This window comes from Agromyces sp. NPDC058126 (assembly GCF_042884595.1).
Lineage (GTDB): Bacteria > Actinomycetota > Actinomycetes > Actinomycetales > Microbacteriaceae > Agromyces.
The window spans coordinates 104,918-129,451 of sequence record NZ_JBHVTS010000004.1 but is presented as its reverse complement, the minus strand read 5'-3'; the positions used below and the strand labels follow the sequence as shown (position 1 = coordinate 129,451).

The 24,534-nt window shown below is 67.4% G+C and carries 24 protein-coding genes and 1 tRNA gene; 11 read left to right on the top strand and 14 right to left on the bottom strand.

Annotation, left to right across the window (positions count from 1 at the left end):
- Positions 1-66: 66 nt before the first annotated feature.
- On the bottom strand, positions 67-579 hold the full coding sequence (locus ACFVTR_RS13210; RefSeq protein WP_376942666.1) for a hypothetical protein: 513 nt from the start codon (positions 577-579) through the stop codon (positions 67-69).
- Between the two features lie 119 nt (positions 580-698).
- Here ACFVTR_RS13210 and ACFVTR_RS13205 point away from each other — a divergent pair, with 119 nt between their 5' ends.
- Positions 699-1,238, top strand: coding sequence for a peptidylprolyl isomerase (locus ACFVTR_RS13205; RefSeq protein ID WP_376942664.1), 540 nt, complete (start codon positions 699-701; stop codon positions 1,236-1,238).
- A gap of 112 nt (positions 1,239-1,350) precedes the next feature.
- Positions 1,351-2,106, top strand: a complete 756-nt coding sequence (locus tag ACFVTR_RS13200) for a rhomboid family intramembrane serine protease (protein WP_387037939.1) — start codon at positions 1,351-1,353, stop codon at positions 2,104-2,106.
- A 192-nt stretch (positions 2,107-2,298) separates the two neighbouring features.
- Here the strand turns inward: ACFVTR_RS13200 and ACFVTR_RS13195 are convergent, their stop codons facing one another.
- Positions 2,299-2,541 carry a cell division protein CrgA gene (locus ACFVTR_RS13195; RefSeq protein ID WP_157423800.1) on the bottom strand — a complete coding sequence of 81 codons (243 nt, stop codon included), beginning with the start codon at positions 2,539-2,541 and terminating at the stop codon, positions 2,299-2,301.
- Between the two features lie 71 nt (positions 2,542-2,612).
- On the opposite strand from ACFVTR_RS13195, the gene ACFVTR_RS13190 reads away from it, so the two are divergent.
- The 3 genes from ACFVTR_RS13190 to ACFVTR_RS13180 are packed head-to-tail and all read left to right on the top strand — an operon-like array spanning position 2,613 to position 4,217.
- A complete protein-coding gene (locus tag ACFVTR_RS13190) occupies positions 2,613-3,419 on the top strand; it encodes a class E sortase (protein WP_387037937.1) in 807 nt (268 codons plus the stop codon).
- A gap of 1 nt (position 3,420) precedes the next feature.
- Entirely contained in the window at positions 3,421-3,579 is a 159-nt protein-coding gene (locus ACFVTR_RS13185; RefSeq protein ID WP_376942658.1) for a hypothetical protein, read from the top strand.
- The gene (locus ACFVTR_RS13180; RefSeq protein ID WP_387037935.1) at positions 3,576-4,217 is read left to right on the top strand and encodes an anthranilate synthase component II; all 642 of its coding nucleotides are present in this window, start codon (positions 3,576-3,578) and stop codon (positions 4,215-4,217) included. Before ACFVTR_RS13185 ends, ACFVTR_RS13180 begins: the two co-directional genes overlap by 4 nt.
- 90 nt (positions 4,218-4,307) lie before the next feature.
- Here the strand turns inward: ACFVTR_RS13180 and pknB are convergent, their stop codons facing one another.
- From pknB to ACFVTR_RS13135, 9 genes are all read right to left on the bottom strand, one after another.
- Positions 4,308-6,020 (bottom strand): Stk1 family PASTA domain-containing Ser/Thr kinase, encoded by a 1,713-nt coding sequence (gene pknB / locus ACFVTR_RS13175; RefSeq protein WP_387037934.1) that lies wholly within the window; start codon positions 6,018-6,020, stop codon positions 4,308-4,310.
- 66 nt (positions 6,021-6,086) lie between these two features.
- Positions 6,087-7,787 (bottom strand): protein kinase, encoded by a 1,701-nt coding sequence (locus tag ACFVTR_RS13170; protein WP_387037932.1) that lies wholly within the window; start codon positions 7,785-7,787, stop codon positions 6,087-6,089.
- Positions 7,784-9,238, bottom strand: a complete 1,455-nt coding sequence (locus tag ACFVTR_RS13165) for a peptidoglycan D,D-transpeptidase FtsI family protein (protein WP_387037931.1) — start codon at positions 9,236-9,238, stop codon at positions 7,784-7,786. The genes ACFVTR_RS13170 and ACFVTR_RS13165 overlap by 4 nt, the downstream gene beginning before the upstream one ends.
- Positions 9,235-10,641: an FtsW/RodA/SpoVE family cell cycle protein gene (locus ACFVTR_RS13160; RefSeq protein ID WP_387038481.1), complete on the bottom strand. Its 1,407-nt coding sequence runs from the start codon at positions 10,639-10,641 to the stop codon at positions 9,235-9,237. Before ACFVTR_RS13160 ends, ACFVTR_RS13165 begins: the two co-directional genes overlap by 4 nt.
- A 19-nt stretch (positions 10,642-10,660) precedes the next feature.
- Positions 10,661-11,893 (bottom strand): PP2C family protein-serine/threonine phosphatase, encoded by a 1,233-nt coding sequence (locus ACFVTR_RS13155; protein ID WP_387037929.1) that lies wholly within the window; start codon positions 11,891-11,893, stop codon positions 10,661-10,663.
- A 3-nt stretch (positions 11,894-11,896) separates the two neighbouring features.
- Positions 11,897-12,442 (bottom strand): FHA domain-containing protein, encoded by a 546-nt coding sequence (locus ACFVTR_RS13150; RefSeq protein WP_387037928.1) that lies wholly within the window; start codon positions 12,440-12,442, stop codon positions 11,897-11,899.
- Positions 12,439-13,185 (bottom strand): FhaA domain-containing protein, encoded by a 747-nt coding sequence (locus ACFVTR_RS13145; RefSeq protein WP_387037926.1) that lies wholly within the window; start codon positions 13,183-13,185, stop codon positions 12,439-12,441. The genes ACFVTR_RS13150 and ACFVTR_RS13145 overlap by 4 nt, the downstream gene beginning before the upstream one ends.
- A gap of 65 nt (positions 13,186-13,250) precedes the next feature.
- Positions 13,251-15,764, bottom strand: a complete 2,514-nt coding sequence (locus tag ACFVTR_RS13140) for a glycoside hydrolase family 65 protein (RefSeq protein ID WP_387037924.1) — start codon at positions 15,762-15,764, stop codon at positions 13,251-13,253.
- Positions 15,761-16,573, bottom strand: coding sequence for an HAD family hydrolase (locus tag ACFVTR_RS13135; protein WP_387037922.1), 813 nt, complete (start codon positions 16,571-16,573; stop codon positions 15,761-15,763). The genes ACFVTR_RS13140 and ACFVTR_RS13135 overlap by 4 nt, the downstream gene beginning before the upstream one ends.
- Before the next feature lie 239 nt (positions 16,574-16,812).
- Between ACFVTR_RS13135 and ACFVTR_RS13130 the strand changes: the two genes are divergently transcribed.
- Positions 16,813-16,896, top strand: a tRNA-Leu gene (locus tag ACFVTR_RS13130).
- 248 nt (positions 16,897-17,144) lie between these two features.
- On the opposite strand, the gene ACFVTR_RS13125 is transcribed toward ACFVTR_RS13130, so the two are convergent.
- Positions 17,145-18,962, bottom strand: coding sequence for a hypothetical protein (locus ACFVTR_RS13125; protein WP_387037920.1), 1,818 nt, complete (start codon positions 18,960-18,962; stop codon positions 17,145-17,147).
- A 44-nt stretch (positions 18,963-19,006) separates the two neighbouring features.
- Positions 19,007-20,617, bottom strand: a complete 1,611-nt coding sequence (locus ACFVTR_RS13120; RefSeq protein ID WP_387038506.1) for a hypothetical protein — start codon at positions 20,615-20,617, stop codon at positions 19,007-19,009.
- Here ACFVTR_RS13120 and ACFVTR_RS13115 point away from each other — a divergent pair.
- Together ACFVTR_RS13115 and ACFVTR_RS13110 are read left to right on the top strand one after the other, a co-directional pair.
- Entirely contained in the window at positions 20,580-20,678 is a 99-nt protein-coding gene (locus ACFVTR_RS13115; protein ID WP_387038479.1) for a hypothetical protein, read from the top strand. The genes ACFVTR_RS13120 and ACFVTR_RS13115 overlap by 38 nt on opposite strands.
- Positions 20,679-20,687: 9 nt before the next feature.
- Positions 20,688-21,095 (top strand): hypothetical protein, encoded by a 408-nt coding sequence (locus tag ACFVTR_RS13110; protein ID WP_387037919.1) that lies wholly within the window; start codon positions 20,688-20,690, stop codon positions 21,093-21,095.
- Between the two features lie 278 nt (positions 21,096-21,373).
- Here the strand turns inward: ACFVTR_RS13110 and ACFVTR_RS13105 are convergent, their stop codons facing one another.
- The gene (locus tag ACFVTR_RS13105) at positions 21,374-22,009 is read right to left on the bottom strand and encodes a hypothetical protein (protein WP_387037918.1); all 636 of its coding nucleotides are present in this window, start codon (positions 22,007-22,009) and stop codon (positions 21,374-21,376) included.
- A gap of 921 nt (positions 22,010-22,930) precedes the next feature.
- Here ACFVTR_RS13105 and ACFVTR_RS13100 point away from each other — a divergent pair.
- The 3 genes from ACFVTR_RS13100 (at position 22,931) to ACFVTR_RS13090 (ending at position 24,447) form a co-directional block, all read left to right on the top strand.
- Positions 22,931-23,353, top strand: coding sequence for a hypothetical protein (locus tag ACFVTR_RS13100; RefSeq protein WP_387037916.1), 423 nt, complete (start codon positions 22,931-22,933; stop codon positions 23,351-23,353).
- A 9-nt stretch (positions 23,354-23,362) separates the two neighbouring features.
- The gene (locus ACFVTR_RS13095; RefSeq protein ID WP_387037915.1) at positions 23,363-23,782 is read left to right on the top strand and encodes a hypothetical protein; all 420 of its coding nucleotides are present in this window, start codon (positions 23,363-23,365) and stop codon (positions 23,780-23,782) included.
- Between the two features lie 86 nt (positions 23,783-23,868).
- Positions 23,869-24,447, top strand: a complete 579-nt coding sequence (locus tag ACFVTR_RS13090) for a hypothetical protein (RefSeq protein ID WP_387037913.1) — start codon at positions 23,869-23,871, stop codon at positions 24,445-24,447.
- The last annotated feature ends 87 nt before the right edge of the window (positions 24,448-24,534 follow it).

The following is a 24,534-nucleotide window of genomic DNA, read 5'->3' as shown; positions in this document are numbered from 1 at the left end:
CGAGACCCGTCGCCGGAAACGCGGAACGGCCCCGCATCTGCGGGGCCGTTCCGTGAAGTCCGTGGATCAGACGGTCGTCGTGCCGTTCGGCTCGTCGTCGGCGACCCAGAGCTCGTCGTCGGCGCGGAACGTCTGCCAGACGGCGTAGGCGACTCCGGCCGCGGCGATGATGCCGGCGCCGATCGCGAGGTAGGTGCCCACGCCACGGCCCTGCTTCTTCTCGACCACTGCGACGGCGCGGGGCGAGACGCGCTCGACCGCGCGGCGCACGCGCGCGTCGTTGGCGATGTCGCCGATCGAGAGGATCGAGCCGAGCACGTTGCCGAGCCCCTGCTCGACGTTGTCGCCCGCGACCTTCGCAGCCTGGCCGACGCGTGCGACGTTCGGCCGCACATAGCTCTCGTAGCCCGTGCGCACCCGCGGCACGACCTCTTCACGCGTGAGGTGGCCCAGCTGACGGCTGGCCTCCCGTGCGACGGCATTCGCGTGCTCGAGCACGATCTGCTGGTTCCCCCACAGGTCCTCCGCGCTGCTCTGCAGTCGCTTGAGTTCCTTCCGGCGCTTGCGTGACAGGCTCATCTCGACCTCCATCGTTGTGCAGCGAACTCCTCCATCTTGCCACCGAACCGGCTGGAAGCGAGGTGAGAGTCTCATTCCGGCATGCCGCCCCGCGAATCCGCGCATGTCAGAATATGAAGATGCCGATTCACACCGCAGTCGCGACGCTCAACACCAACCACGGCCCGATCAAGGTCGACCTCTACGGCGACCACGCACCGAAGACCGTCAAGAACTTCGTCGGCCTCGCCACGGGCGAGATCGAGTGGACGCACCCCGCCACCGGGCAGAAGACCACCGACCCGCTGTACGACGGCGTCATCTTCCACCGCATCATCCCCGGCTTCATGATCCAGGGCGGCGACCCGCTCGGCCAGGGCATCGGCGGCCCCGGCTACCAGTTCGACGACGAGATCAACCCCGAGCTCGACTTCACCGAGCCCTACGTGCTCGCGATGGCCAACGCCGGCATCCAGATGGGCCGTGGCACCAACGGCTCGCAGTTCTTCATCACCGTCGGCCCCACCACCTGGCTGCAGGGCAAGCACTCCATCTTCGGCAAGGTGACGGATGCCGCGAGCCAGGCCGTCGTCGACAAGCTCGCCGCCGTGGCGACCGACGGTCGCGACAAGCCGCTCGAGGACATCGTCATCGAGAGCATCACCGTCGAGCAGGTCTGACCGAGAGGTGAGCGACCCAGCGACCGATCGGTCGAACTTCTGCTATCGGCATCCCGATCGGCAGAGCTTCGTGCTGTGCCAGCGCTGTGGTCGCACCATCTGCCCCGAGTGCATGACGCAGGCCGCGGTCGGCGTCGTCTGCCCCGAGTGCATGCGCGAACAGCGCGCGAGCGCCCCCCGCACCAAGCCGGCCGTGCTCACGCGCGTTCGCTCGGCTGCGGGGCGCGGGGCGCCGGTCGTGACGTATTCCCTGATCGGCATCACCCTCGCGGTGTTCGTGCTCCAGCTGATCCCGGGGCTCGGCGTCACGGACTGGTTGTACTTCACGCCGCTCGCGGTGAGTGACATCGCCTTCCAGCCGTGGCGCCTGTTCACGACGATGTTCGTGCACTCCACTGGGTTGATCTTCCACGTCGTCCTGAACATGTACACGTTGTGGATCTTCGGCCAGTTGCTCGAAGGTCTCCTCGGGCGGTGGCGATTCCTGACGCTCTATCTCCTCTCGGGGCTTGCCGGCTCGGTGGGCGTGATCTGGCTCGCCGACCCGAACACCTCGGTCGTCGGTGCGTCCGGCGCCATCTTCGGTCTGATGGGGGCGTTCCTGGTCATCCAGCGTCGGCTGGGAGGTCAGACGACGCAACTCTTCGTGCTGCTCGGAATCAACCTGGTGATCGGATTCGTACCCGGGTTCAACATCGCCTGGCAGGCGCACCTCGGAGGCCTCCTCGGTGGGGCCCTGATCGGCTTCATCTTCGTCGAGACGCGCAAGCGCTCACAGCAGTCGCTGCAGATATGGCTGCTGGTCGCCGTCGGGGTCGTGCTGCTTCTGCTGAGCGCCCGGTATCTCGTGTTCCCGCTCGCAGGGTGAGCAGACTTATCCACAACGCTGTCCACAGCTGTTGAGAGTTACACCGGTGTCATTCCCGAGATCCCAGTGAATACGCGGATTTCGAGTTGTGCACAACTGTGGACAACTGTGGACAATCCTGTGGAAGAGGTCGCGAGACGCGAAAAGGGCGGATGCCGAAGCATCCGCCCTTTCGCGTCTCGAGTGCCGGCGTCAGCGCCAGCGAGTGGTCATGAGGAAGCCGACGAAGGCGATGCCGAAGCCGATGAGGATGTTCCAGGAGCCGAGGTCGGCGATGGGGTAGCGGCCCTGACTGATGTAGAAGACCAGGATCCACGCGAGTCCGAGCAGCATGAAGCCGAACATGACGGGCTTGAACCAGACCGGGTTCGGCGCCTCTTCGCCGCTCGCTGCGACTTCAGCGCGCGCCGGCTTCGATGATTTCGTACGTGCCATGCCCGCGATTCTATCCGAGGCGGCCGTGCACTCACAGCGAAGAGTCGTTTCGGCGGAATAGAATCGCCCCTATGTCCGAGTCGCTGCCCGACGGCCGGCGCGCGCGCCGTGCCTCAGGCGCGACGACGCGCCCGAAGCCGCGGGTGAGCATCGTCGGCGTCCTCGGCGAACTCCTGCTCACCGCGGGCGTGCTCATCCTGCTGTTCCTCGGCTGGCAGTTGTGGTGGAACGACGCGATCATGGCCGGGCAGCAGTCGCAGGCGGCGTCGGAGCTCAGCGGCGAATGGGCCGAGCAGGATCGCGCCGCCCGCGGCGACACCCCGCCGCCCGCCGACCCCGGCGAGCCGGTCGTCGACACCACCGAGTACGCGAACGCCGAGCCGTTCGCCGTCATGTACGTGCCGCGCTTCGACGCACCCGGCACGCACGACTCCGTGCGCAACATCGCCGAGGGCTACGGCCTCGACGTGCTCAACAGCTTCGAGCTCGGCGTGGGCCACTACCCGGGCACGCAGATGCCGGGCGAGGTCGGCAACTTCGCGATCGCCTCCCACCGCAGCGCCTACGGCGGCGGCATGCACGAGATCGAGCAGCTCCAGCTCGGCGACGCGATCTACATCCAGACCAAGGACGGCTGGTACACCTACCGCTTCCGCGACTTCGAGTACGTGACCCCGGCGACTACCGAGGTGCTCTCGCCGGTTCCGCACCATCCCGACCTCCAGCCGACCGACCGCATCATCACGCTCACGAGCTGCAACCCGCTCTACTCGACCGCCGAGCGCATCATCGCGTACGGCGTGCTCGAGTCGTGGCAGCCCGGGGCCGCGAACCCGCCCGCCGAGATCGCCTCGGTCGTCGCCGAATGGGAGAACTGAGATGTACGGCGCACTCTGGCGCATCCTCCCCGGTCCGGTGTGGCTCCGCATCATCCTGCTGCTCGTCCTCATCGTCGCAGCCGTCTTCGTGCTCTTCACCTGGGTGTTCCCGTGGGTCGACGCGCAGCTCAATCCGATCAACGTCACGGTGGAAGAATGACCCGCATCCTCGTCATCGACAATTACGACAGCTTCGTCTACACGCTGAACGGCTACCTGCGCGAACTCGGCGCCGAGACCGACGTCGTGCGCAACGACGACATCCCGGCCGACGAGGTCGCCGAGCGCATCGCGCAGTACGACGCCGTGCTCATCTCACCCGGACCGGGCAAGCCCTCCGACGCCGGCGTCTCCATCCCCGTCGTCGAGGCGGCGCTCGCGAGCGGTCAGCCGATCCTCGGCGTCTGCCTCGGGCACCAGGCCATCGCCGAGGCGTTCGGCGCGGTCGTCACGAACGCCGAGGAGCTGATGCACGGCAAGACCTCGCGCATCGAGCACGACGGCAGCGCGTTCTACGACGGCGTGCCGCAGCCGTTCACGGCCACCCGGTATCACTCGTTGGCGGTGGTGGATGACACGGTGCCGTCGTCGCTCGTCGTGACGAGCCGCACGAGCGGCGGCGTGATCATGGGCCTCCGCCACGAGTCGGCGCCGATCTTCGGCGTGCAGTTCCACCCCGAGTCGGTGCTCACCGAGGGCGGCTACCGCATGCTCGGCAACTGGCTCGCCGTCGCGGGGCTGCCCGAGGCGCGCGAACGCGCCGAGCACCTGAGCCCGCTGGTGCGCGCGAACGCCTGACGCCCGGTCGCGCGGGCGATCCAAGCGTCGCGTCGTCGCCGCAGCGTCGACCCGTCGCCGAGCCGGGCCTGTCCGTTCCGAGGCCCGGGATCAGCCCGCGCAGTACGTCAGCTCGACGTCGGAACGCTGCGGCACGCCGCCGGGAGGAAGCGACTGCTGCGTCACGATGGAGCCGGGCACCGTCGGGCACGAGGGGTCGGGCTTCGGGACCGGGTTCAGCTGCAGCTCGTCCGATGTCAGGAAGTCGGTTGCGGCGGACAGGGTCTGCCCCGTCAGGTCGGGCAGCGTGACCTGACCGTTCGACAGGACGAAGTCGACGGTCGAGCCCTTCTCGACCGAAGCACCGCCCTCGGGCGCGGTCTGCATGACGGTGTCGGCCGCAACGCTCGGAGAGTTCTGGCGCATCTCCTTGCCGGCGACGAGCCCGGCGGCCTCGAGCGCGGCCTTGGCGTCGGTCAGCGTCATGTTCACGGTGTCGGGGACCGCGACGGCTTCGCGCCCGGTCGAGATGTAGACCGAGATCGCCGTGCCCGCGTCGACGATCTCGCCCGAGGCGGGATCGGTGCGGACGACCTGATCGGCCGGGACCGTCTCGCTCGTCTCCTCGAGGCGGGTGGCCGGGAGTCCCAGGGACTGCAGCTCCTCGACGGCCTGCTCGTAGGTCATTCCGGTGAGGACCGGCACCTCGCGCGCGTTCGACGGGAGGTCGTCCTTGGGCTGCAGGTTGAATGCCCAGTACATCACCGCGATCACGATCACGACGACGGCGACGATGCCCGCCCAGATCCAGATGGCCGGGGGGCGCCGCTGGGTCCGGGACATGGTCTCGTCCTCGGTGAGCTGGCGCAGCGCGAGCTCCGAGCTCGACAGCGACGCCGTCGGCGCACCGAACAACATGGTGGCCTGGTCGGGTTCGCGGTGCACGGGCACCCGGCCGGCGGCCGCCGTGTCGACGTCGGCGCGGAACTCAACGGCCGTCTGGTAGCGCTGCTCGCGGTCCTTGGCGAGTGCGTGGAGCACCACTGCGTCGAGCGCGGGCGAGACCTTCGGGTTGATGATGCTCGGCTTGACCGGGCGTTCGCTGACGTGCTGGTAGGCGACGGCGACCGGGGTGTCGCCGCGGAACGGCGGTCGTCCGGTGAGCATCTCGAAGAGCACGACGCCCGTCGAGTAGAGGTCGGTGCGCGCATCGACCGTCTCGCCCTTCGCCTGTTCGGGCGAGAAGTACGAGGCCGTGCCGAGGATCGCGGTCGTCTGGGCGACGGTCGTCGCCGAGTCGGAGACCGCGCGGGCGATGCCGAAGTCCATCACCTTCACCTGGCCGGTGGTGGTGATCATGATGTTGCCGGGCTTGATGTCGCGGTGCACGACGCCGGCGCGGTGCGAGTACTCGAGGGCGGTCAGCACCCCGTCGATGACCCGTACGGCCGCCGCCGGCTCGAGCGGGCCGTCGTGGATGATGTCCTTGAGCAGGCGCCCCTCGACGAACTCCATGACGATGAACGGCAGCTGAACCTCTTGACCGGCCGCGTCGACCACGGTCTCCTCGCCCGCGTCGAAGACGCGGACGATCGTCGGGTGCGCCATGCGCGCGGCGGACTGCGCCTCCTGGCGGAAGCGCATGCGGAATGCCGGGTCGGTCGCGAGCTGCGGCTTCAGCAGCTTGATCGCGACCTGGCGGCCGAGCCGGGTGTCCGTGCCGACGTGCACGTCGGACATGCCTCCGCGACCGATGAGGGCGCCCACGCGATAACGTCCGGCGAGGACGCGTCCTTCATCGCTCACGGGGGCGGATCCTTTCATTCGGTTCGGAGAACGGTCTTCTTCACTGCGGTCGACGGGCGGCGCGCCGGAAGGAGCGCCCGGGCCTCACTCGGTGTCGGGCCCGTCGATGATCGTCACGGTCGCGGCGGGCGACGACGGCGAGTTCAGCTGGCCGCAGAAGTACTGGTACGTCACGTTGACGGCGTCACCGGGTGCGGCGTCGGCGTTCGTCGTGATCGTCACGTTCCTCGCGCCGGCACCGAGCGGCGGTGCGGCGGCGGCCGGGCCGTCGACGTTCACCTGGTAGCCCGACAGCGTCTGCCCGGCGGGGCACTGGGCCGCCGGCCACTTCACCTCGAACGAGGCACCGGGCGCGACGTCGGTGGGCGTCACCGTCGGTGCCGACCCCGGTGCGGCCGGCGTCTCGGGCGAGGCGTAGTACGTGATCGTGACCTCGCTGCCGATCTTCACCGGGCCCGTCGGGTTGACCTCGTACACGATGCCCGCCTGCGACGGGTCGGTCGCGGCGCTGCCCTCGACGGCGTTGGCCACCATGCCGAGGTCGCGGAGCTTGGCGCTCGCGTCACCGCTGGAGAGCCCGATGAAGTCGTCGGGGTTGATCTGCTCCGTGGTCGGGGCCTCGCTCGTCGGCGGCGGCGGGGAGCTCGGCTGCGCCGACGAGCTCTGCGGCGGGGTCGACGGCGTGCTCGACTTCACCGGGTCCTTCGCACCCGAGTTCAGCGCGATGGCGATGATGGTGCCGATCAGCACGATCGCGAGCAGGGCGATGAGCACGATCAGCGGCCACGTCCATGGGCTGCGCTTCTTCTTCTCGGGTTCGCCCTCTTCGCCGAGCTCCTCGCCGTCGGCGGCCGTCGGGAGGATGGTCGTCGCCGCGGTCGCGCCGGCCTGGGGCATCAGCATCGTCGCCGCGGTGAGGCCCGCTGCGCCGAGCACCGCGGGCACCGCGGCCGACGCCGCCTGCACGTCGCCGCGACGGAGCGCGGTCGCCGCACGGGCGAGGTGCGCCGCCGTCTGCGGACGGTCGGCGGGGTTCTTCGCGATGCACGAGTAGACGAGGTTGCGCACCGGCTCGGACACCGTGACCGGGAGGTCGGGCGGCGTCTCGTTGATCTGCGCCATGGCGATGGCCACCTGAGACTCGCCCGTGAACGGGCGGCGGCCGGCGAGGGCCTCGTAGGCGACGATGCCGAGCGAGTAGATGTCGGTCGTCGGCGACGCCGGGTGGCCAGAAGCCTGCTCGGGGGAGAGGTACTGGACCGTGCCCATGACCTGACCGGTCGCGGTCAGGGGCACCTGGTCGGCGATGCGCGCGATGCCGAAGTCGGTGATCTTGACGCGCCCGTCGGGCGTGATCAGCAGGTTGCCGGGCTTGATGTCGCGGTGCACCAGTCCGGCCGCGTGCGCGGCCTGCAGTGCCGCGGCCGTCTGCGCCACGATGTCGAGGACCTTGTCGGTCGACAGGACGTGCTCGCGCTCGAGGATGGTCGAGAGCGCCTCGCCGGGCACGAGCTCCATGACGAGGTAGGCGCTGCCCTCCTCCTCGCCGTAGTCGAAGACGTTCGCGATCCCCTCGTGGTTCACGAGTGCGGCGTGACGGGCCTCGGCGCGGAAGCGCTCGAGGAAGCCCGGGTCGCCGAGGTACTCGTCCTTCAGGATCTTGATCGCGACCTGGCGGCCGATGACGAGGTCGGTGGCTTGCCACACCTCGCCCATCCCGCCGATCGCGATGCGGGATTGCAGCTCGTAGCGCCCTCCGAAGGTGAGCCCTGCGCTCGGTCTCATTTGTTCAGCACCGCCTCTAGTACCTGCTTTGCGATGGGTGCGGCTATGAGATTGCCGTACCCCTCCTGACCAAGTCCCCCGCCATCCTCCACGAGCACCGTGATTGCATACTGAGGGTCGTCCGCGGGGGCGAATCCGGTGAACCACAAGGTATACGGGTCATCCTCGCCGTTCTCCGCTGTTCCGGTCTTCCCGGCCACGCTGACGCCGTCTATTCTTGCATTACTCGCGGCCCCGTTCTCGACGCCGTTGACCATCATCTGCACCATGGTGTCGGCCGTCGACTCACTGATCGCCCGGCCGAACTCGCTCGGCTCGAATTCCTCCAGCGGGCGGAGGTCGGGTGCCGTGATCTGATCGACGAGGTTGGGGTTCATCACGATGCCGTCGTTCGCGATCGCGGCCGACACCATCGCCATCTGCAGCGGGGTCGCCCGCACGTCGCCCTGGCCGAACGCGGTGAGTGCGGTCTGCGCGTCGTCGAGCCCCTGCGGGTAGGTGCTCGGCTCGGTCTCGGTGGGGATGAGGAACTCGCTGTCGAAGCCGAACTTCTGGGCCTGATCGCGGATCGCGTTGTCGCCGAGTTCGATGCCGAGCTCGGCGAACGGGATGTTGCACGACAGGCGCAGCGCGTCGGCGAGCGTCACGGTGTCGCCGCCGCCGCAGGTGCCGCCGCCCGAGTTGCGCACGACCGAACTCGTCCCGGGCAGCGTGAACTCGCCGGGGTTCGGGAACGTCGAATCGGGGGTGTAGCGGCCCGACTCGAGGGCCGCGGCCGTGACGACGAGCTTGAAGACCGAGCCGGGCGGGTTCATGTCTCCGCCGGTCGCCCGGTTGAACAGGGGGTCGCCGGGGTCGGCGAGGAGGCCCTCGTACGTCGCCTGCACCTGCTCGCCGTCGTGCACCGTCAGGGTGTTCGGGTCGAAGGTGGGCTTCGTGACCATCGCGAGGATGCGGCCGGTCTCGGGCTCGGTGACGATGACGGCGCCCGTGTAGTCGCCGAGCGCGTCCCAGGCGGCCTGCTGCGCCACGGGGTCGATCGCGACCTCGACCGAGGCGCCGACCGGGTCCTGGCCGGAGATCAGGCGGTTCAGCTGGTCGAAGAACTGGCTCGACGACTGCCCGCTCAGGTAGTCGTTGAGCGAGCGCTCGAGGCCGGTCGCCTCGCCGTTCACCGGGATGTAGCCGGTCACGGGCGCGTAGAGCGGCCCGTTCGAGTACGTGCGCTGGAAGCGGTAGAAATCGTCGGTCGCCGTCGAGAAGGCGATGGGGTCGCCGTCGACGAGGATCGGCCCGCGTTCGACCGAGTAGCTCTCGTAGAGCGTGCGCGAGTTGCGCGGGTCGGCGGCGAGGTTGTCGGCCTGCACGAATTGGATGATCGTCGACGACACGAGGAGCGTGACGAACATGATGAGGGCGACGATCGAGACGCGCTTGAGTTCGCGGTTCATCCGTCGATCACCAGCCTCGGATGGTTGCGGACGGTGTCGGAGAGCCGCAGCAGCAGGGCCACGATGATCCAGTTGGCCACGAGCGAGGAACCGCCCGCCGCGAGGAACGGCGTCGTGAGGCCGGTCAGCGGGATGACCCGGGTCACGCCGCCGACGACGATGAAGACCTGCAGTGCGACGACGAAGGCGAGGCCGACGCCGAGCAGCTTGCCGAAGTCGTCCTGGCCGGCGAAGCCGATGCGGAAGCCGCGGGCGACGAACAGCAGGTAGAGGGCGAGGATGGCGAAGATGCCGGCGAGGCCGAGCTCCTCGCCGAGGCTCGCGATGATGTAGTCGCTCTGCGGCACCGGGGTGAGGTCGGGACGGCCCTGGCCCCAGCCCGTGCCGATGAGCCCGCCGTTGGCGAGGCCGAAGAGCCCCTGCACGAGCTGATAGCTGCCGCCGGGGTCGGCGTTGAATCGCTCGTCGCTGAAGGGCGTGAGCCAGTTCGCGAAGCGGTTGCCGACGTAGTCGAGCGTCTGGCTCGCGATGATCGCGCCCGCGAGGAACAGCGAGAGGCCGAGCACGACCCAGGAGAGCCGGCTCGTGGCGACGTAGAGCATGACGAGGAACAGGCCGAAGTAGAGCAGGGCGGTGCCGAGGTCGCGCTGGAACACGATGACGGCCATCGACAGCGCCCAGACCACCAGCAGCGGACCGAGGTCGCGCGCGCGGGGGAACTTCATGCCGAGGAACTTCTTGCCCACCATCGAGAGCGAGTCGCGGTTGCGCACGAGGTAGCCCGCGAAGAAGACCGCGAGGGCGATCTTCGCGATCTCACCGGGCTGGAACGTGGCGATGTCGCCGAAGCCGATCCAGACCTGGGCGCCGCCGCGCGACTGCCCCAGCCCGGGGACGAGCGGGAGGATCAGCAGGATGATGGCGACGAGGCCCGCGAGGTACGTGTATCGGAAGAGCACCCGGTGGTTGCGGATGATGAAGATCGTCGCGATGGCGCAGATGATGGCGATCGCGCTCCACGCGATCTGGCGCACTGCCGCGCTCTCCCAGCCGGCGTCGCCCTCGGCGATGTCGATGCGGTAGATCATCGCGATGCCGAGGCCGTTCAGCACCGTCGCGATCGGGAGCAGGAACGGGTCGGCGTCGCGGGCGACGAAGCGCATCGCGATGTGCAGGCCGAACACGAGGATCGAGAGACCTGCGCCGAGCAGGACGAGCTGGGTGTCGATGCGGCCGAGCGCGCCGAGCTGCACGAGCACGATCGCCGAGGCGTTGATGACGCAGGCCACGGCGAGCAGCCAGAACTCGAGGTTGCGGAGCTTCTGGGGGATCCGGATGCGCCGGATGCCGCTCGGCGGCGTCGTCGGGCGCGCGGGGGCGCCGCCGTCGCCGGCGGTGGTCACGCGACCCGTCGCGGCATGGTCAGTCAAGGGACTCCTCCAAGCGCTGCACGATCTGGAAGGCCTCCGTGAACGACCCCGCGCTGATCGTCTGCTCGACCCGCTGCTGGTCGTAGGCGCGCAGCTCGGCGATGTCGATGTCGGTCTCGGTGTGCAGCTCGTGCAGCGAGATCGGGCCGAGGTTCTGCTGGATGCCCTGGTAGATGGCGACCCGTCCGTTCGACTCGCCCACGTAGAAGCGGGTCTGCGTCCACTGGTAGCTGAGCACGATCGCGGCGAAGATCGCCGCGATGAACATCGCGATCCAGAAGCCCCACACCCAGCGGCGGCGGCGACGACGGCGGGCGTCCTCTTCGATGAGCTCGTCGAAGAAGTCGGCCGAGTCGGGTTCGAAGTGCGTCTCCTGCACCGGGTGCGGCCTGAACGGCGTCAGACGGATGCCTCGCGGCCGTACCGGTTCGGAGGCCGCGCCGAAGGCGAGCGGCGCCGCGGCCGAGCCGACGATGAGCGGCGGCGTCGCCGGAGCCGCGGGCTCGCCGATGTCGACGAGCACGACCGTGACGTTGTCGGGGGCGCCGCCGTCGAGCGAGGCCTTCACGAGGCGGTCGGCGACCTGCTTCGCGCCGACGTCGGCCGACATGAACTCGTGGATCTCGTCGAAGGACACGACGCCCGACAGCCCGTCGGAGCACAGCATCCACCGGTCGCCGTCACGGGTGTCGAGCACCATCTGGTCGATCTCGGGGGAGGCCTCGACGTCGCCGAGCACGCGCATGAGCACCGAACGGCGGGGGTGCACCATGGCCTCCTCGGCCGTGATGCGCCCGGCGTCGACGAGACGCTGGACGAAGGTGTGGTCGGTCGAGATCTGGCTCAGCTCGCCCGAGCGCAGCAGGTAGATGCGCGAATCGCCGATGTGCGAGATGACGACGCGGTCGCCGAGGTACAGCATCGAGCTGACCGTCGTGCCCATTCCGGTCAGCTCGGAGTGATCGGCCACCGTCTCGGCGAGCCGTCGGTTCGCGGCGATGAGGGCGCCCTCGAGCGCCGCGGCCGCCTCGGGGGCGCTGTCGTAGTCGGTGTCGGCCTCGGCGATGCGACGGGTCGCGATCGCGCTCGCGACGTCGCCGCCGGCGTGGCCGCCCATGCCGTCGGCGACGAGGAACAACCGGCGCCCGGCGTAGCCGGAGTCCTGATTGTTCGAGCGGACCCGCCCGACGTGCGAGACCGCTGCGCTCGCCTTCACCGTCGGCATGGGCTACCGCCGCAGCTCGAACGTCGTCGCTCCGACCTTCACGGTGGCTCCGAGCGGGATCGGGGTGGGCACGGTCACTCGGGAGCCGTTGAGGAAGGTGCCGTTCGTCGAGTCGAGGTCCTGGATCATCCAGCGGTCGTTCCAGAGCATCAGACGTGCGTGGTGCGTCGAGGTGTAGTCGTCGCGGATGATGATCGCCGAGTCGCTCGAGCGGCCGATCGTGATCTCGTCGCGACCGAGCGGGAACTCGACGCCCGACTTCGCGCCGCTCGTGATCACGAGCCGCGTCGCGTTGGAGCTCGAGGCGATCTCGCCGGCGCCGCCCGAGGCGGACGGCGTCGAGACCGGGGCGGTCGGCGCCGCCGAGGGGACGGGGGAGCTCGGGAACGCGGAGGCCGCTGCGGGGGCCGCGGTCGCCGTCTCGGGCTGGAGCTTGCGCACGCGCTGCCCGAACAGGTCGCTGCGCAGCGCGTAGACGATGGCGAAGATGAACACCCACAGCAGGATCAGGAAGCCCAGCTGCAGGACGACCAGCGTCAGTTCGCTCATTCGGCCGCTCCCCAGAATCCGCCCATGTCGTGGCGCTGCGTCGCCGGTGCGGCCCGGCGGGGCTCGCCGGCGCCGCCCGCGGCCTGCGCGAGCACCCGGAACACGATACGCGAGCGACCGATGGTGATGACCGAGTCGGGCTCGAGGATCGAGTCCTTCACGGCGGCGCCGTTCAGCTGCGTGCCGTTCGTCGAGCCGAGGTCGCGCACCCGGGCGCGCGAGCCGTCCCACTGGACCTCGGCGTGCCGGCGCGAAGCGCCGGAGTCGTCGAGGGTGACGTCGGCCTCGCTGCCGCGACCGATGACGGTGCGGCCCTTGAGGATGGGGTAGCGCTTGCCGTCGACGTCGAGCACCGGGGTCCAGGCGACCTGGCCCTTCACGTTCTGCGAGTCGACCTGCACCATGCCGACGCTGAGCCCCTCGTCGGCGCGCAGGCCGATCGTGATGCCCCCGGCGAACTGGAAGTGCTGGCTCGCCGCGTGCCGCTGCACGAGGTCGACGAGCTCGTCGATGAGCGCCGGCCCGAGCGACGCCATGCGGTCGTGGTCGGCCGGCGACATGCGCACGGTGAAGTTGTTCGGCACGAGCACTCGGTCGCGCGACACGACCGCAGCCTTGGTGTCGATCTCTCGCTTCAGGGCCGAGGTGATCTCGACCGGCTGCAGCCCCGAGCGGAAGGTCTTCGCGAACGCGCCGTTGACGGCGCGCTCGAGACCTTTCTCGAAGTTGTCCAGTAGGCCCACAGGTCTCCCGATTCCGGTGTCTGACTTCGCGTCATGTTAGCGCGAGCGGCTGGCAACACCCCGGATCAGTCGATCGGGATGACCGTTTCGATGTCGTCGGCGTCGAGCGACAGGGTCGGGATCGATGCCGTCAGCAGGGTACCGTCCGCCCGCCTGGTGCCCGTGACATCCCGCATCGTCGGCGAGCCGTGCCTGCGCGGGCCCTGCCCGTCGAGCGGCACGCTCACCGGGGCATCCGCCGTGATGGTCACCTCGGTGCCGCGCACCGAGACCGTCGCGCCGGTGCCTTCCTCGACCGTGAAGGTGATGGCCCCCGGCTCGAGCTCGGCGCGCAGCCGGGTGCCGCGGAGCGTCAGCCGGAAGGTGAGCCGCGACCACCCGTCGGGCAGGCGCGGATCGAAGGTGAACCGCCCGCCGTGGTCGCGGAAGCCGCCGAAGCCCGAGACGAGCGCGCTCCAGACGCCACCGGTGGATGCCACGTGCACGCCGTCGGCCGCGTTGTGGTGCAGATCGGCGAGGTCGACGAACAGCGCCGAACGGAAGTACCGCATCGCGAGCTCGTGGTACCCGACCTCCGCCGCGATGATCGACTGGACCACCGCCGACAGCGTGGAATCGCCCGTCGTCAGCGGGTCGTAGTACTCGAAGTTCGCCCGCTTGGCCTCCGCCGAGAAGCGGTCGCCCTGCAGGTACAGGGCGAGCACCACGTCGGCCTGCTTCAGCACCTGGAAGCGGTAGATCACGAGCGGGTGGTAGTGCAGCAGCAGCGGCCGACGGTCGTCGGGCGTGTTCTCGAGGTCCCACAGCTCCTTCTGGAGGAACGCCGAGTCCTGCGGGTGGATGCCGAGCTGCTCGTCGAAGGGGATGTGCATGTGCGCCGCGGCGCGCCGCCAGCTCGCGACCTCGGCCGGCGTCACGCCGAGCCGCTCGACGAGCCGGTGGTAGCCCGGGGCGTCGTGCACCTGCAGGGTGTCGATCGCCGCGGCCGCGGCGGCGAGGTTCGCCCGCGCCATCACGTTCGTGTACAGGTTGTCGTTCACGACGGTCGTGTACTCGTCGGGGCCGGTGACGCCGTGGATGTGGAACACGTCGTCGGCGTTCGAACGCCAGAAGCCGAGGTCCTCCCACATGCGGGCCGTCTCGACGAGGATGTCGATCGCGCCTCGTGCGAGGAACTCCTCGTCGCCCGTGGCCGCCACGTACTGGCAGAGGGCATAGGAGATGTCGGCGTCGATGTGGTACTGCGCGGTGCCGGCCGCGTAGTACGCGCTCGACTCCTGGCCGTTGATCGTGCGCCAGGGGAACAGGGCCCCGAGCTGGTTGAGCTCGAGCGCCCGCGCACGGGCGGCGTCGAGCATTCGCTGGCGGAACCGCAGCACGTTGCGGGCGACGATCGGCGCCGTGTAGCTGAGGAACGGGAGGACGTAGACCTCGCTGTCCCAGAAGTAGTGCCCGCCGTAGCCCGACCCGCTCACGCCCTTCGCGGCGACACCGCCGCCGTCGGTGCGCGCCGTCGCCTGCGCGAGCTGGAACAGGTTCCACCTGGTCGCCTGCTGCAGCACCGGCTCGCCCTCGATCTCGACGTCGGACCGCGCCCAGTAGTCGTCGAGCCAGGCACGCTGCTGCGCGAACAGCTCGCCCGTGCCGAGCTCGGCGGCACGGTCGAGGGTGCGGTCGCACCGGTCGACGAGCTCGCGCGCCGGCACCTTGCGTGCCGTGTGGTAGCTCACCGTCTTCGTGATGCGGATCGGCATGCCCTGCTTCGCGTGCACCCGGTACACGTGCTTGGCGAGGTCGTCGCCGATCGTGCCCGTCTCGGTGAACGGGTTGTCGGTCGTGATCTGGTGCTCGGCGCCGACCGCGAGGGTCATGCCCGAGTTGGTGCACTGGTAGCCGAGCACGTAGCGACCGCCCTCGGCGCGGTTCACGCGCGGCTGCAGCACCCGCTCGGTGAACTGCTCGGCCTGGCGCGGGTCGAAGGCGCCCGCCGCCGTCTGCATCACGCCGCTGCGGTACTCGTCGCGGCCGTCCTGCCGGTTGAGGATCTGGCTCGAGATCGTCACCGCCGCATCGGCGTCGAGCAGCTCGACCTCGTAGTCGATGACCGCGAGGTGGCGATCGGTGAAGCTCGTCATGCGGCGGCTCGTGATGAGCACGCGCTTGCCGGCCGGCGTCCGCCATTCGATCGACCGGCTGAGGGCGCCCAGGCGGAAGTCGAGCCGGCGCTCGTACGAACGCAGCTCGGCTTCGGTGAGCACGAGCGGCTCGTCGTCGACGTAGAGGCGGATGATCTTGGCATCCGGCACGTTCACGATCGTCTGCCCGACCCGCGCGAAGCCGAACGCCTCCTCGGCGTGGCGGATCGGCCACGTCTCGTGGAACCCGTTCACGAACGTGCCGTGCATGTGGCCGTCGCGGCCCTCCTCGACGTTGCCGCGGAGGCCCAGGTAGCCGTTGCCGACGCCGAAGAGCGTCTCGGTGCGGCCCATGTCGGCATCGCCGAACTCGGTCTCGACGAGCGCCCACTCGTCGACCGGGAAGCGGCTGCGGTTCAGCGGGTCGGTGTCGGCGAACCTCATGCGTCGTCCTCTCGGGTTGCGGGGGTTCGGTCTGCGGGGGCTCCGGCGGTCGGATCTCCGGCGGAGGTCTCGATGCCGGGGATCAGCTCGTCGAGCTCGTCGACGACGACGTCGGCGCCGAGGCGTTCGAGCGTGCCGCGCCCGACCCCGCGGTCGACGCCGACCACGAGCCCGAAGTCGCCGGCAGCTCCGGCCTGCACGCCCGACTCGGCGTCCTCGACGACGGCGCAGGCGGTCGTCGGCAGGCCGAGCAGCTCGGCAGCCCGCTCGAAGGTGTCGGGCGCCGGCTTGCCGGGCAGGCGCTCGGCCGCGGCGTAGCCGCCGTCGACGACGACCTCGAAGCGATCGGCGATGCCCGCTGCAGCGAGCACCGCCGGCGCGTTCTTCGAGCTCGAGACGACGGCCACGTGGCATCCGGCCGCCTGCACCGCGTCGAGGAACGCGACGCTCGCCGGATACGCGGCCACGCCCTCGTCGGCCAGGGTCTCGTTGAACGCGGCGTTCTTTCGGTTGCCGAGGCCGTGCACGGTGTCGAGCTCGGGCGCGTCGCTCACCTCTCCCTCGGCGATCCGGATGCCGCGACTCGCGAGCAGGCTGCGGACCCCGTCGTACCGGGGCTTGCCGTCGATGTGGGCGAAGTAGTCGGCCTCGGTGTAGGGGGCCGCGCCGTGCTGCTCGAGGTACGGGGTGAACAGCCTCGCCCAGGCGTGCATGTGCACGGTCGCCGTGGGCGTCAGCACGCCGTCGAGGTCGAAGAGCCAGCCGCGGATGCGGCTGAGGTCGAGTCGCTCGTCGGGGGAGTGGGTCACGTGGGCGCTCCTTTCGTCGCATCGGTCGTGGGCGCCGGTACCCGGGTTTCGATGCTATTCCCGGGCGGCGGGCCGGCGCGAGGTGTCGGCCCGACTCGGAGCGTTTGCCAAGGGTTTCGTCGGCTCGTGCTCGGCTGCGCGACGAGTCGCCGGCGGGGGTGACCCGGGCCTCGAATGGAGTTGTGGCGCGCGAGATGTTAGGCTCTCGTGGCTGGACGCACTTCGGTGCGACCACACATGCGCGAGTGGCGGAATTGGCAGACGCGCTGGCTTCAGGTGCCAGTACTCGCAAGGGTGTGGGGGTTCAAGTCCCCCCTCGCGCACGACAGGGGTCTTCGCGAAATCGCGGAGATCAATTAGCGAATTAGAGAACGGCTCGGGCCTCGATGAGGTTCCGGGCCGTTTTCGCGTGTTGCGGACGTCGTTTGCACGGTCTCGGCTGTGGTGATTCTGCCGGGGCGGGGCGTACTGGGCTGTTGGCGACCGTTAAACGCCGAATCGCCCTGCTTTCGGGCAGGGCGAAGCCGCTGGTACGCGGTGTCGAGCGGGTGTCAGGCGGGCAGCGAGGCGCCTATGACTGTTGCGGCGGGGGATCCTCGTCGCTTCGCGGGCTGGGGAGTCGCCTACGCATATCCCGGAGATCGTCTTCCGAGTAGTACGTGGTGAAGTCGAGCGCGTTGGCGGAGCCGAGCGCCTTCTTCGCCAGCCGCTCCCGGAAGAATGCGAGGAGCTTCTGGAGGTTGAGCGCGACGAGCGACAGGCCGACTGTCAGTGCAGAGAATGTATTGCCGCGGGGAGCGCGCTTGCGTGCGTTCCCGATGTCGGTGGACTTCTCTCCCTTGAGCATGTTGTTCACGCCTTCGACGGTGTTTCTCAGGCCGTAGTGCGCCTTCCACGCGTCCGAGTCGTACGAGTGCAGCTGGAGACGGCATTCGATCTTGCGGGGTATCACGACGGTCTTCTGCTTCGGGGGATCGACGATCTCGCCGGTCGTTGCGTCGATGAGGAGGCCGTAGTCGTCGGGCGAGGGGTACGAGTACTGCTGGCTGCCGTCACTTCGGCGTGTGCCTCGGCGCCGCAGTCGATACACCTCACGCTCGAGCAGCCGCTGCGCGAGCAGGCTCTTCTCGGCTGCCTTCGCCTTCCGGTAGGCGGCCTTCGGGAGACCACGCGCCTTGAGTTCCTGCTTCGCGGTTGTGTACAGGAGGTGCGCATCCTGGAGGTGCTCTGGCATCTGCGCCAGATACGGGGAGCCGGCAACGATGATCACGTGTTCGTTCTGCTTCAGTCGCTCGACTGCGTTGTCGGCTCGAGCGATAACGGCCGGAGCGCGCCTGCGCGACGAAGTCCCGCGTGGTCGCGGCCCGGGCGCCCGAGCAGCCTCTGCAGAGCCTTTCGTCCCACGGTCCTTCAGCTTGTAGTCGAAGACGGCGTGGTAATTGTGGTCGGCCAGGCACTCCATGAGTTCTTGGCCACCGTAGGGGGCATATGCGCGGTCGGAGATATAGAGCCCGGCCTGATACCCGCGGCGATGCAGGCTCTCGACCATCTTGATGGCGGCGCCCTTGATCTCGCCCGGAACGTGGAAGTCGTAGCCGAGGATCATGAGCGGGAACTCAGCAGGCTTCCCTGGCTCGTTCTTCGCCATGATCGCGATCTCGGCCTCAAGAGCCCATTCGGTCTTGGACTTCTTCGATGTGCTGCCGTCGTGATCGCCGCCGCGCTTGTACCGCCCTGCGTCGAAGTTGATGGATGTTCTGTCGGACTCGAGGTCGTGGTACAGCGGGTTACCGCGCGCGCCGTACATCGCGAATCGGGTCGCGTCTTGGACGATGTTGCCCTTGCTCGCTCGTCGGAGCCACCTGGGCTGCAGATTGAATGTTGCGTCGAGGAGGCCGTCGATGAGTTCGTTGAATCGATTGCGGCGGATTGCCATCTTCTTCTCGTCGCGTGCGGCGACCGTCCGCCGGTATTGAGCGGCATCGGGGACGACTTTGCGCTGGCCTGGGTACGCGTCGATCATCGGTTCGAGTCGTTGATATGCCCGGCGCAGTACGTGATACCAGTTCCCATCCGGATCGGGCTTGGCCCAGATTGCCCGCTGCTGTTCGACAGTGAGCTGGATCATCGTTCGGTTGAGTGATACCCACCGCATGTCGCTGTCGATCCGGGCCTGGATCAGCATGAGCGCGATCACGGTGAGCTCCGCCATCTGGGGCTTCCTGCCCGGGCGCGATCGCGGATGGTCCTCGCGATCCCATTGCTCAATGAGCGACCGCGTGTTCGATCTATCGATCACACGGACAGCGTCATCGACATAGGCCTCCAAAGGCCGATTGCGTTCGATCCGAAGGTAGTGGTGGTGGCTCTTGCCGAAGCCTTCGAACATTGCGTCCGCCGCGTCCAGTGCGGGCCGAATTCGATCGCTGGCCCTCATCGGTCCGACTCCAGCCGGAGGAGCCTTCTGTACTCGTCGCTATCGAGTTCGGGGAGATGCTTGAGGAGGGCGGCGAGGTTCTCGAACTTCGAAATACCTGCGGCTTTCATGAGTGCACGCATGTCGGTCCGAGCCGGGAGGTGCGTGATGAGCCAGGTGTTGCGCAGGCGGTTGGATTGCGGCTTCGGCAAGCCCGGGATGCCTTGGCTCTTCGCAACGAAGGCGTTCACGAGATTCGGGTAGTTTGTCCGCGTTGGTAGCCCGAGGAAGTAGTGCTCGGGGCTCGCGCCGTCAACCGCGGACAGCGCCCATTTGAGGTCGGGTTCCCATTCAGCAAGAAGCTGGACGTCTCGCGGAGTTCCGTCGGTGACGGTGACGAGAACGCCATCGGAGTCGATCGCGATGTCCTGGAACCGAACCCCACCGAGCTCACGTGATTTCAACCCCGCACCAGCGGCGAGAGCGAGAATGATCGTCGCGCTTCGCCTCGAGTGAAGCGTTGGCTGAGCTTTCGCCCATGTACGGAATCGGAGGAGCGTGTCCGACGAGTACGGCGGATAAGTCGCTCGCGTATTTAGCGGCCGCATCGCCTTCGGGCTCGACTCAGGAGTCAGGATCTCGGCGACCCGGAGCACGCCCGACCGGTAGTTGCGAAGGGTTCCAGCTGCGAGCCGGCCCGATTCCGCGTTGTAGTAGCGATTGATCAGTTCGCGACGGAAGATGATCCTTGCGTCGAGCGGAAATCCGGCCTGGTTGTGCGCCCAGTCGACGTAGCCCGAGATCATCGTGAGGAGACGACCTTCTGTGTAGGCGCACTGCGGCGCAGCGATAGCCGCCGCGTCCATGACGAATTCACGGATGCGCTCCCACTGCGCCGTCGGAATGGACGGCTGATACCGGTCCATGACTTCGAAACACTCGAGTGGAAGCTGTCCGTAGATACGGACAGCAACATTCTGCACCTTACCGCCATCGACGAGTCGCCGGAAGGTCCCGAGCTGGCCAGCTAGCTGCTCCGCATCGTTCAAGGTCCAGCCGGATTCGCCGAAGCACATGGTGTTCACGCATTTCGGGCCTGGGCGTGACTCGATGCATCCGAGCGCAGCAACGAGGGCGTCACTGGCTCCATCACCGCGAAAAGCTGCGCTCCGCTGCAGCGGTTGACGCCGCCTGCGAGCGATGGCGGACTGGAGGGCCGGCGAGTCGCGCGGCGATGCGTCGTGTCGCGGGTACGACCGGATGGACATCGGCTCACTGATCCGATCGGCGAACCGGAAGTGGGCGCGCGAAGAACGCAGGGTGGGGGTCATGCTGCATGAGTGCGCGGCGGGAAACGGAATTCGGTCGATGTGGTGCAAAATCAGGCAGATTCCGCTGGGGTAGCCTTCGGACATGGCCCCGCGAACCACCCGTGACGCCCCCAGCGCGAGCTCGAGGAGCTGGCCCGCTGAGCCGTGCACGGATCCAAGTGCCGAACGAGTTCGCGTGCTCGTGCTCGCACTCACCGCGGCGCGCGGCGCTGAATCGTTGCGGATCACGGCGGCGCGGAGCGGCGTCGATCGATCGACGTTGAGTGCAATCTTGGCGGGCAATTCTTGGCCCGACATGCTGACGGTTGCTCGCCTCGAGGCCGCGTATGGCGAGCTTTGGCCGCCGATCGAAGGCTAGCCTCGATCCGTGCCACGCCAGCCGAAGCCCGGAGGCTTCTCCTTCGTTCCCCGCAAGCTCTCGACTGCGCCGAGTCGATTCGGGAAGCAGCAGGAGCCGTTGATTCCGGTCGACGGTGTCGCGCCCGGAGGGCCTCGGTTCCGAGCGGCGCAGATGCAACACCAGATCGCCATCGCTATTCGAGCGGAGCTGAAAGGCCGGGGCGAGACGGTGCATGATCACGCCCCGGAGTTCCCAGACGCGGAAGCGCGGAGCGTAGATCGCGTGCAGCGAGTTCTCCGCGGTGAATCGATGATGACGTTCGCCGACGTGACGTATTGGGCCTCAATCTCGCCGCGGCTCGCTGAGGTGATCGTGGAAGTGTTCGCCGGTGCCGTTTCGCCACCCGGTGCTGAGGAAGATGGGCGCAGCCAGTAGCCTCTGGGACTCAGTACGCCCTTCCAGCGGGATCACGGGGCGCGGACGAACTCAACCTCAGGCTGCTGTGCTCCCAGACTTCGTCATCCGCAACATCATCAAGCCAGGCAACTGGCCCATGCTCGGCCAGGCAGCTCCGCTGCCCGAGCAGGAGAGGAGTTGCCGGATCCTCTCGCACCTGCGGCGGCCACCCTCGGCCAGATACGCAAAGGTGATCAGCCCGGAATCCATTCGATGGTGAATGCGACGGTCTTGGCATTGCTGCGGAGCGCTGCTGACTATTCAACCTCCATCTCGCCAAAGAGCATCGGAGAGGGTGCGATCTGCGGACACTCGGTCTCGAGGCCGTATCGCTCTTCGTTGGTGAGACTGATTGGCACTTGGCTGAAGGGGTAGAACGGATCTGACAGGTAGCTGTCGAGGAACACCTGCCGGCTCGGCACATCCCTGATGTTGAATCCGCGAGCTTCCAGACAGGGGATTACCTCGTCAACCGTCCAATCAAACTGGATGGAGATCTGCCGCTCAGTCCATTCTCCTGTGTACTTCGGCATCGGTGGGTACCGTGCAGTGCACACGTACGACTCGCGCTGGAATGCGGCCCACTGCTCTTCCGGGACCTCCCAGGTTGTGTCCGGCAATCGGCGAAAGCCCAGATCGAGGAGACAAGAATCCACGCTTGCGGTTACTTCCTCCGGGAGCACCCAGCGCTCGACTTCGACAATCGGAGGCGCCTCGATCGCGTAGAACTCGGCCATCTGCGCCAGGTACTGCACGTGCCTTTCTCGCTCGCTCGCGGACAGGCCGGTGGTCGCCTCTGGCTCGGGGGAGCACGCGACCAGCGAACCGCCAAGGCTGAGGACGATTGCGAAAGCCGCCAGGGCTTTGGCAGCGACTGCCTGTGTCACGGTCATTTGGTTCTACGCGGTGCAGCTTGCGCCACCGCTTGAAATCCGCCCAGTCGTGGAGATCTGCCAAGTTCCGCCACCAAGGGGCGACTTCCACACGTAGTAGCCAGGGGAGTTCCATCCCTTCGAATACGACCCGACCCGGTGGCCAACTGCAAAGGGAGTCGACCCAGACGTTGTGCTCGTCACGGCTACGACTCGCGGTGCGTTGCACTCCTGGTAGCCGTTGCGCTCGTCCGTCGCGTTTGCAGGTCCGGAACTGATTAGGGCCGCAGAGAGCGCGACTACGCAACCAATACCTGTCAGGTTGGCGAGCTTCATCCTTTGTACTCCTTCGAACAACTCGAGCAAATGGTCTAGGCGATTCCGTGACGTTGCACGGAATCGCGTAGCCCAGCGTGCAGACACTGCGACAAGCCGGTCAAGCGATCTCCGCTTCGCCTTCGCCCTGTGGGTGATTGGCCGCAGTCGCCGCGACCACGATGGCAACGCGACCCGAATCGGCAGCCAGAGGGGGGAAATCAGCGGCAACTCACGGGAAGCATTGGCCTTGGGGAGGCTGCGCCAATCTGCGCTAAGCGACTTGAACCAAGCGCGCAGCTCGAAGGTCGTTGTGTCGAGTGACACATCCCTTAGGGCTGAATAGCCGCGTCGTGAGCTAGTCCTCTCTGCCGTCCGAATGCTGACGCGAGTGGATCTCGTGTCGGTACACGGTTCCGCCGCTGCTGCTGGTCAGCGGTTGTTTTACGGCACTTGGGTGGAAGGTTGCGTCGCACGGGAAATGGCGACTGGTTCAGATCGTCGCCAGCCCTCACCTGCTACGGACGGGGAGCCTGCTTTCCGGCCGGCGGGGTTCTTGACACCCCGGGACAGCACTCCGGATGCTGTGCAGCACGCGACCTTCGCGGATTCTATGAAAGGGGAAGTATGAAACGACGAAAGCTCTCACTGCTCGCAGCCGCGGGCGTAGTCGTCGCGGGCGCTGTTGCGCTCGTTGGCGGACCGGCCTTCGCAACTGGTTCGGGGGCGGATCTATCCCACAACGGAGTCGGGGCGTACACCGACATGACGGTCTACGGGGGCGGCTCAAACATCACCAGCGTCAACATCGGGCACAACGACATGACGCCGGGAGAGTCCCGCTGTGGCCGTCAGGCGAAGTTCACGGGAAAGCTCACGGACGGCACATCGTACTCGTCGACGTATGGGTATACGGCGTCGTGCACGATCCTTCCGTGGGGTCTGTCGCGTTCCGTGAACAAGAACTTCGTAATGGGCACCAACGTCACCGGGCAGATGTACCACGACGGTGCGTGGGCCCCCGGATGGCCGACGGTCCGAATCTCCTAGGAGGGTGAAATGAACAAGAAGAAGATGGCTGCAGTCACCGGAGCGTTGACGGCAGTACTCGGAGTATCGCTGGCCCTTGGCGCAGTTCCGGCCTACGCGGATGGAATCGGGGTGGCGCTCTCCCACGGAACAGGTGGCACGACAGGCCTGGCCGTGCACGGCAGCGGCTCGCAAGTCGACTGGGTGAAAGTAAGCCACGGCGACGGATACCCCCGAAACTACTGCGGATTCCAAGCGAAGTTTGGAGGGACGCTCGCAGGTGGGTCCGCCTACTCGACCACCTACGGGTGGGAGGCGGCGTGCGTCCCGCTCTTTACCGAACGTAGCAAGTCCATCGTCGCGAAGTTCAAGCTCGGCACGAACGTGTGGGGCCAGGCGTACCACGACGGTGAATGGACCGGCGGCAAGCCGACCGTCGCCATCCAATAAGTCAGACCAGAGGGTCGGAGCGCACGTCACGCGCTCCGACCCCATCAAACATTCTGGAGGTCACCATGAGGTTTGTCTCTAATCGCGTGAAGGCGCTGAGCCTGGCGGCTGCAACCATTGCGCTTCTTTCTGCCTGCTCATCCCAAAGTGAACCCGCAGCTCTCAACCTTGAAGGACTGCTGGACCAGACGTCAGAATTCCAACGCGAGATCATCGAGGACGGTGAAGTTTCGAGCACTGAATATGAGCGCGCTGTGATGGCGCAGCGCGATTGCGTGATCGCTGCTGGTGCGAAACCGAGCGAGGTCAGGACCGTGGGTAACAACGAGCTCACATTCGACTACGACGTCACAGCAGCCACAGAAGATGACGTGGAGCAGATCAACGCAAAGGCAGAGGCGTGCCTGCCGGAGTTCCTCTCAGAGGTTGGACAATTGTGGGCCTACCAGGAACTCCTCTCCCCGGAGGAGCGTGAAGATCAGCGAGGCGATGTAATTGACTGCCTAACGACGGCGGGAGTCGAGCTGCCTGAGGACGCAACGTCAACCGAGATCTTCGATACGTTGTCCCAGCTCGAAGACCTCGAAGAAGCGATGGTCTGTGTCGATGAGTACCCAGGCTTCTTCTCCGTGCCTGCCACATCAGAGGATCGGCACGAGCATTGAAGTTGCTTTCGCGTACGCGGGTGACGGCGCGAGCGCCGTGGCTCGTTCTGGGAGTCGCGTTCGCTGTGCCTGCTGCGGGGCTTGTTG

Bases quoted from the DNA above. Each gene is read 5' to 3' on its own strand.
- ACFVTR_RS13200 (WP_387037939.1), top strand. From the start codon at position 1,351: ATGACGCAGGCCGCGGTCGGCGTCGTCTGCCCCGAGTGCATGCGCGAA.
- ACFVTR_RS13105 (WP_387037918.1), bottom strand. From the start codon at position 22,009: ATGACCGTGACACAGGCAGTCGCTGCCAAAGCCCTGGCGGCTTTCGCA.
- ACFVTR_RS13100 (WP_387037916.1), top strand. From the start codon at position 22,931: ATGAAACGACGAAAGCTCTCACTGCTCGCAGCCGCGGGCGTAGTCGTC.
- ACFVTR_RS13185 (WP_376942658.1), top strand. From the start codon at position 3,421: ATGTACGGCGCACTCTGGCGCATCCTCCCCGGTCCGGTGTGGCTCCGC.
- ACFVTR_RS13170 (WP_387037932.1), bottom strand. From the start codon at position 7,787: ATGAGACCGAGCGCAGGGCTCACCTTCGGAGGGCGCTACGAGCTGCAA.
- ACFVTR_RS13150 (WP_387037928.1), bottom strand. From the start codon at position 12,442: ATGAGCGAACTGACGCTGGTCGTCCTGCAGCTGGGCTTCCTGATCCTG.
- pknB (WP_387037934.1), bottom strand. From the start codon at position 6,020: ATGAAAGGATCCGCCCCCGTGAGCGATGAAGGACGCGTCCTCGCCGGA.
- ACFVTR_RS13210 (WP_376942666.1), bottom strand. From the start codon at position 579: ATGAGCCTGTCACGCAAGCGCCGGAAGGAACTCAAGCGACTGCAGAGC.
- ACFVTR_RS13165 (WP_387037931.1), bottom strand. From the start codon at position 9,238: ATGAACCGCGAACTCAAGCGCGTCTCGATCGTCGCCCTCATCATGTTC.
- ACFVTR_RS13095 (WP_387037915.1), top strand. From the start codon at position 23,363: ATGAACAAGAAGAAGATGGCTGCAGTCACCGGAGCGTTGACGGCAGTA.
- ACFVTR_RS13140 (WP_387037924.1), bottom strand. From the start codon at position 15,764: ATGAGGTTCGCCGACACCGACCCGCTGAACCGCAGCCGCTTCCCGGTC.
- ACFVTR_RS13180 (WP_387037935.1), top strand. From the start codon at position 3,576: ATGACCCGCATCCTCGTCATCGACAATTACGACAGCTTCGTCTACACG.
- ACFVTR_RS13155 (WP_387037929.1), bottom strand. From the start codon at position 11,893: ATGCCGACGGTGAAGGCGAGCGCAGCGGTCTCGCACGTCGGGCGGGTC.
- ACFVTR_RS13125 (WP_387037920.1), bottom strand. From the start codon at position 18,962: ATGTTCGAAGGCTTCGGCAAGAGCCACCACCACTACCTTCGGATCGAA.
- ACFVTR_RS13120 (WP_387038506.1), bottom strand. From the start codon at position 20,617: ATGTCGGGCCAAGAATTGCCCGCCAAGATTGCACTCAACGTCGATCGA.
- ACFVTR_RS13205 (WP_376942664.1), top strand. From the start codon at position 699: ATGCCGATTCACACCGCAGTCGCGACGCTCAACACCAACCACGGCCCG.
- ACFVTR_RS13190 (WP_387037937.1), top strand. From the start codon at position 2,613: ATGTCCGAGTCGCTGCCCGACGGCCGGCGCGCGCGCCGTGCCTCAGGC.
- ACFVTR_RS13195 (WP_157423800.1), bottom strand. From the start codon at position 2,541: ATGGCACGTACGAAATCATCGAAGCCGGCGCGCGCTGAAGTCGCAGCG.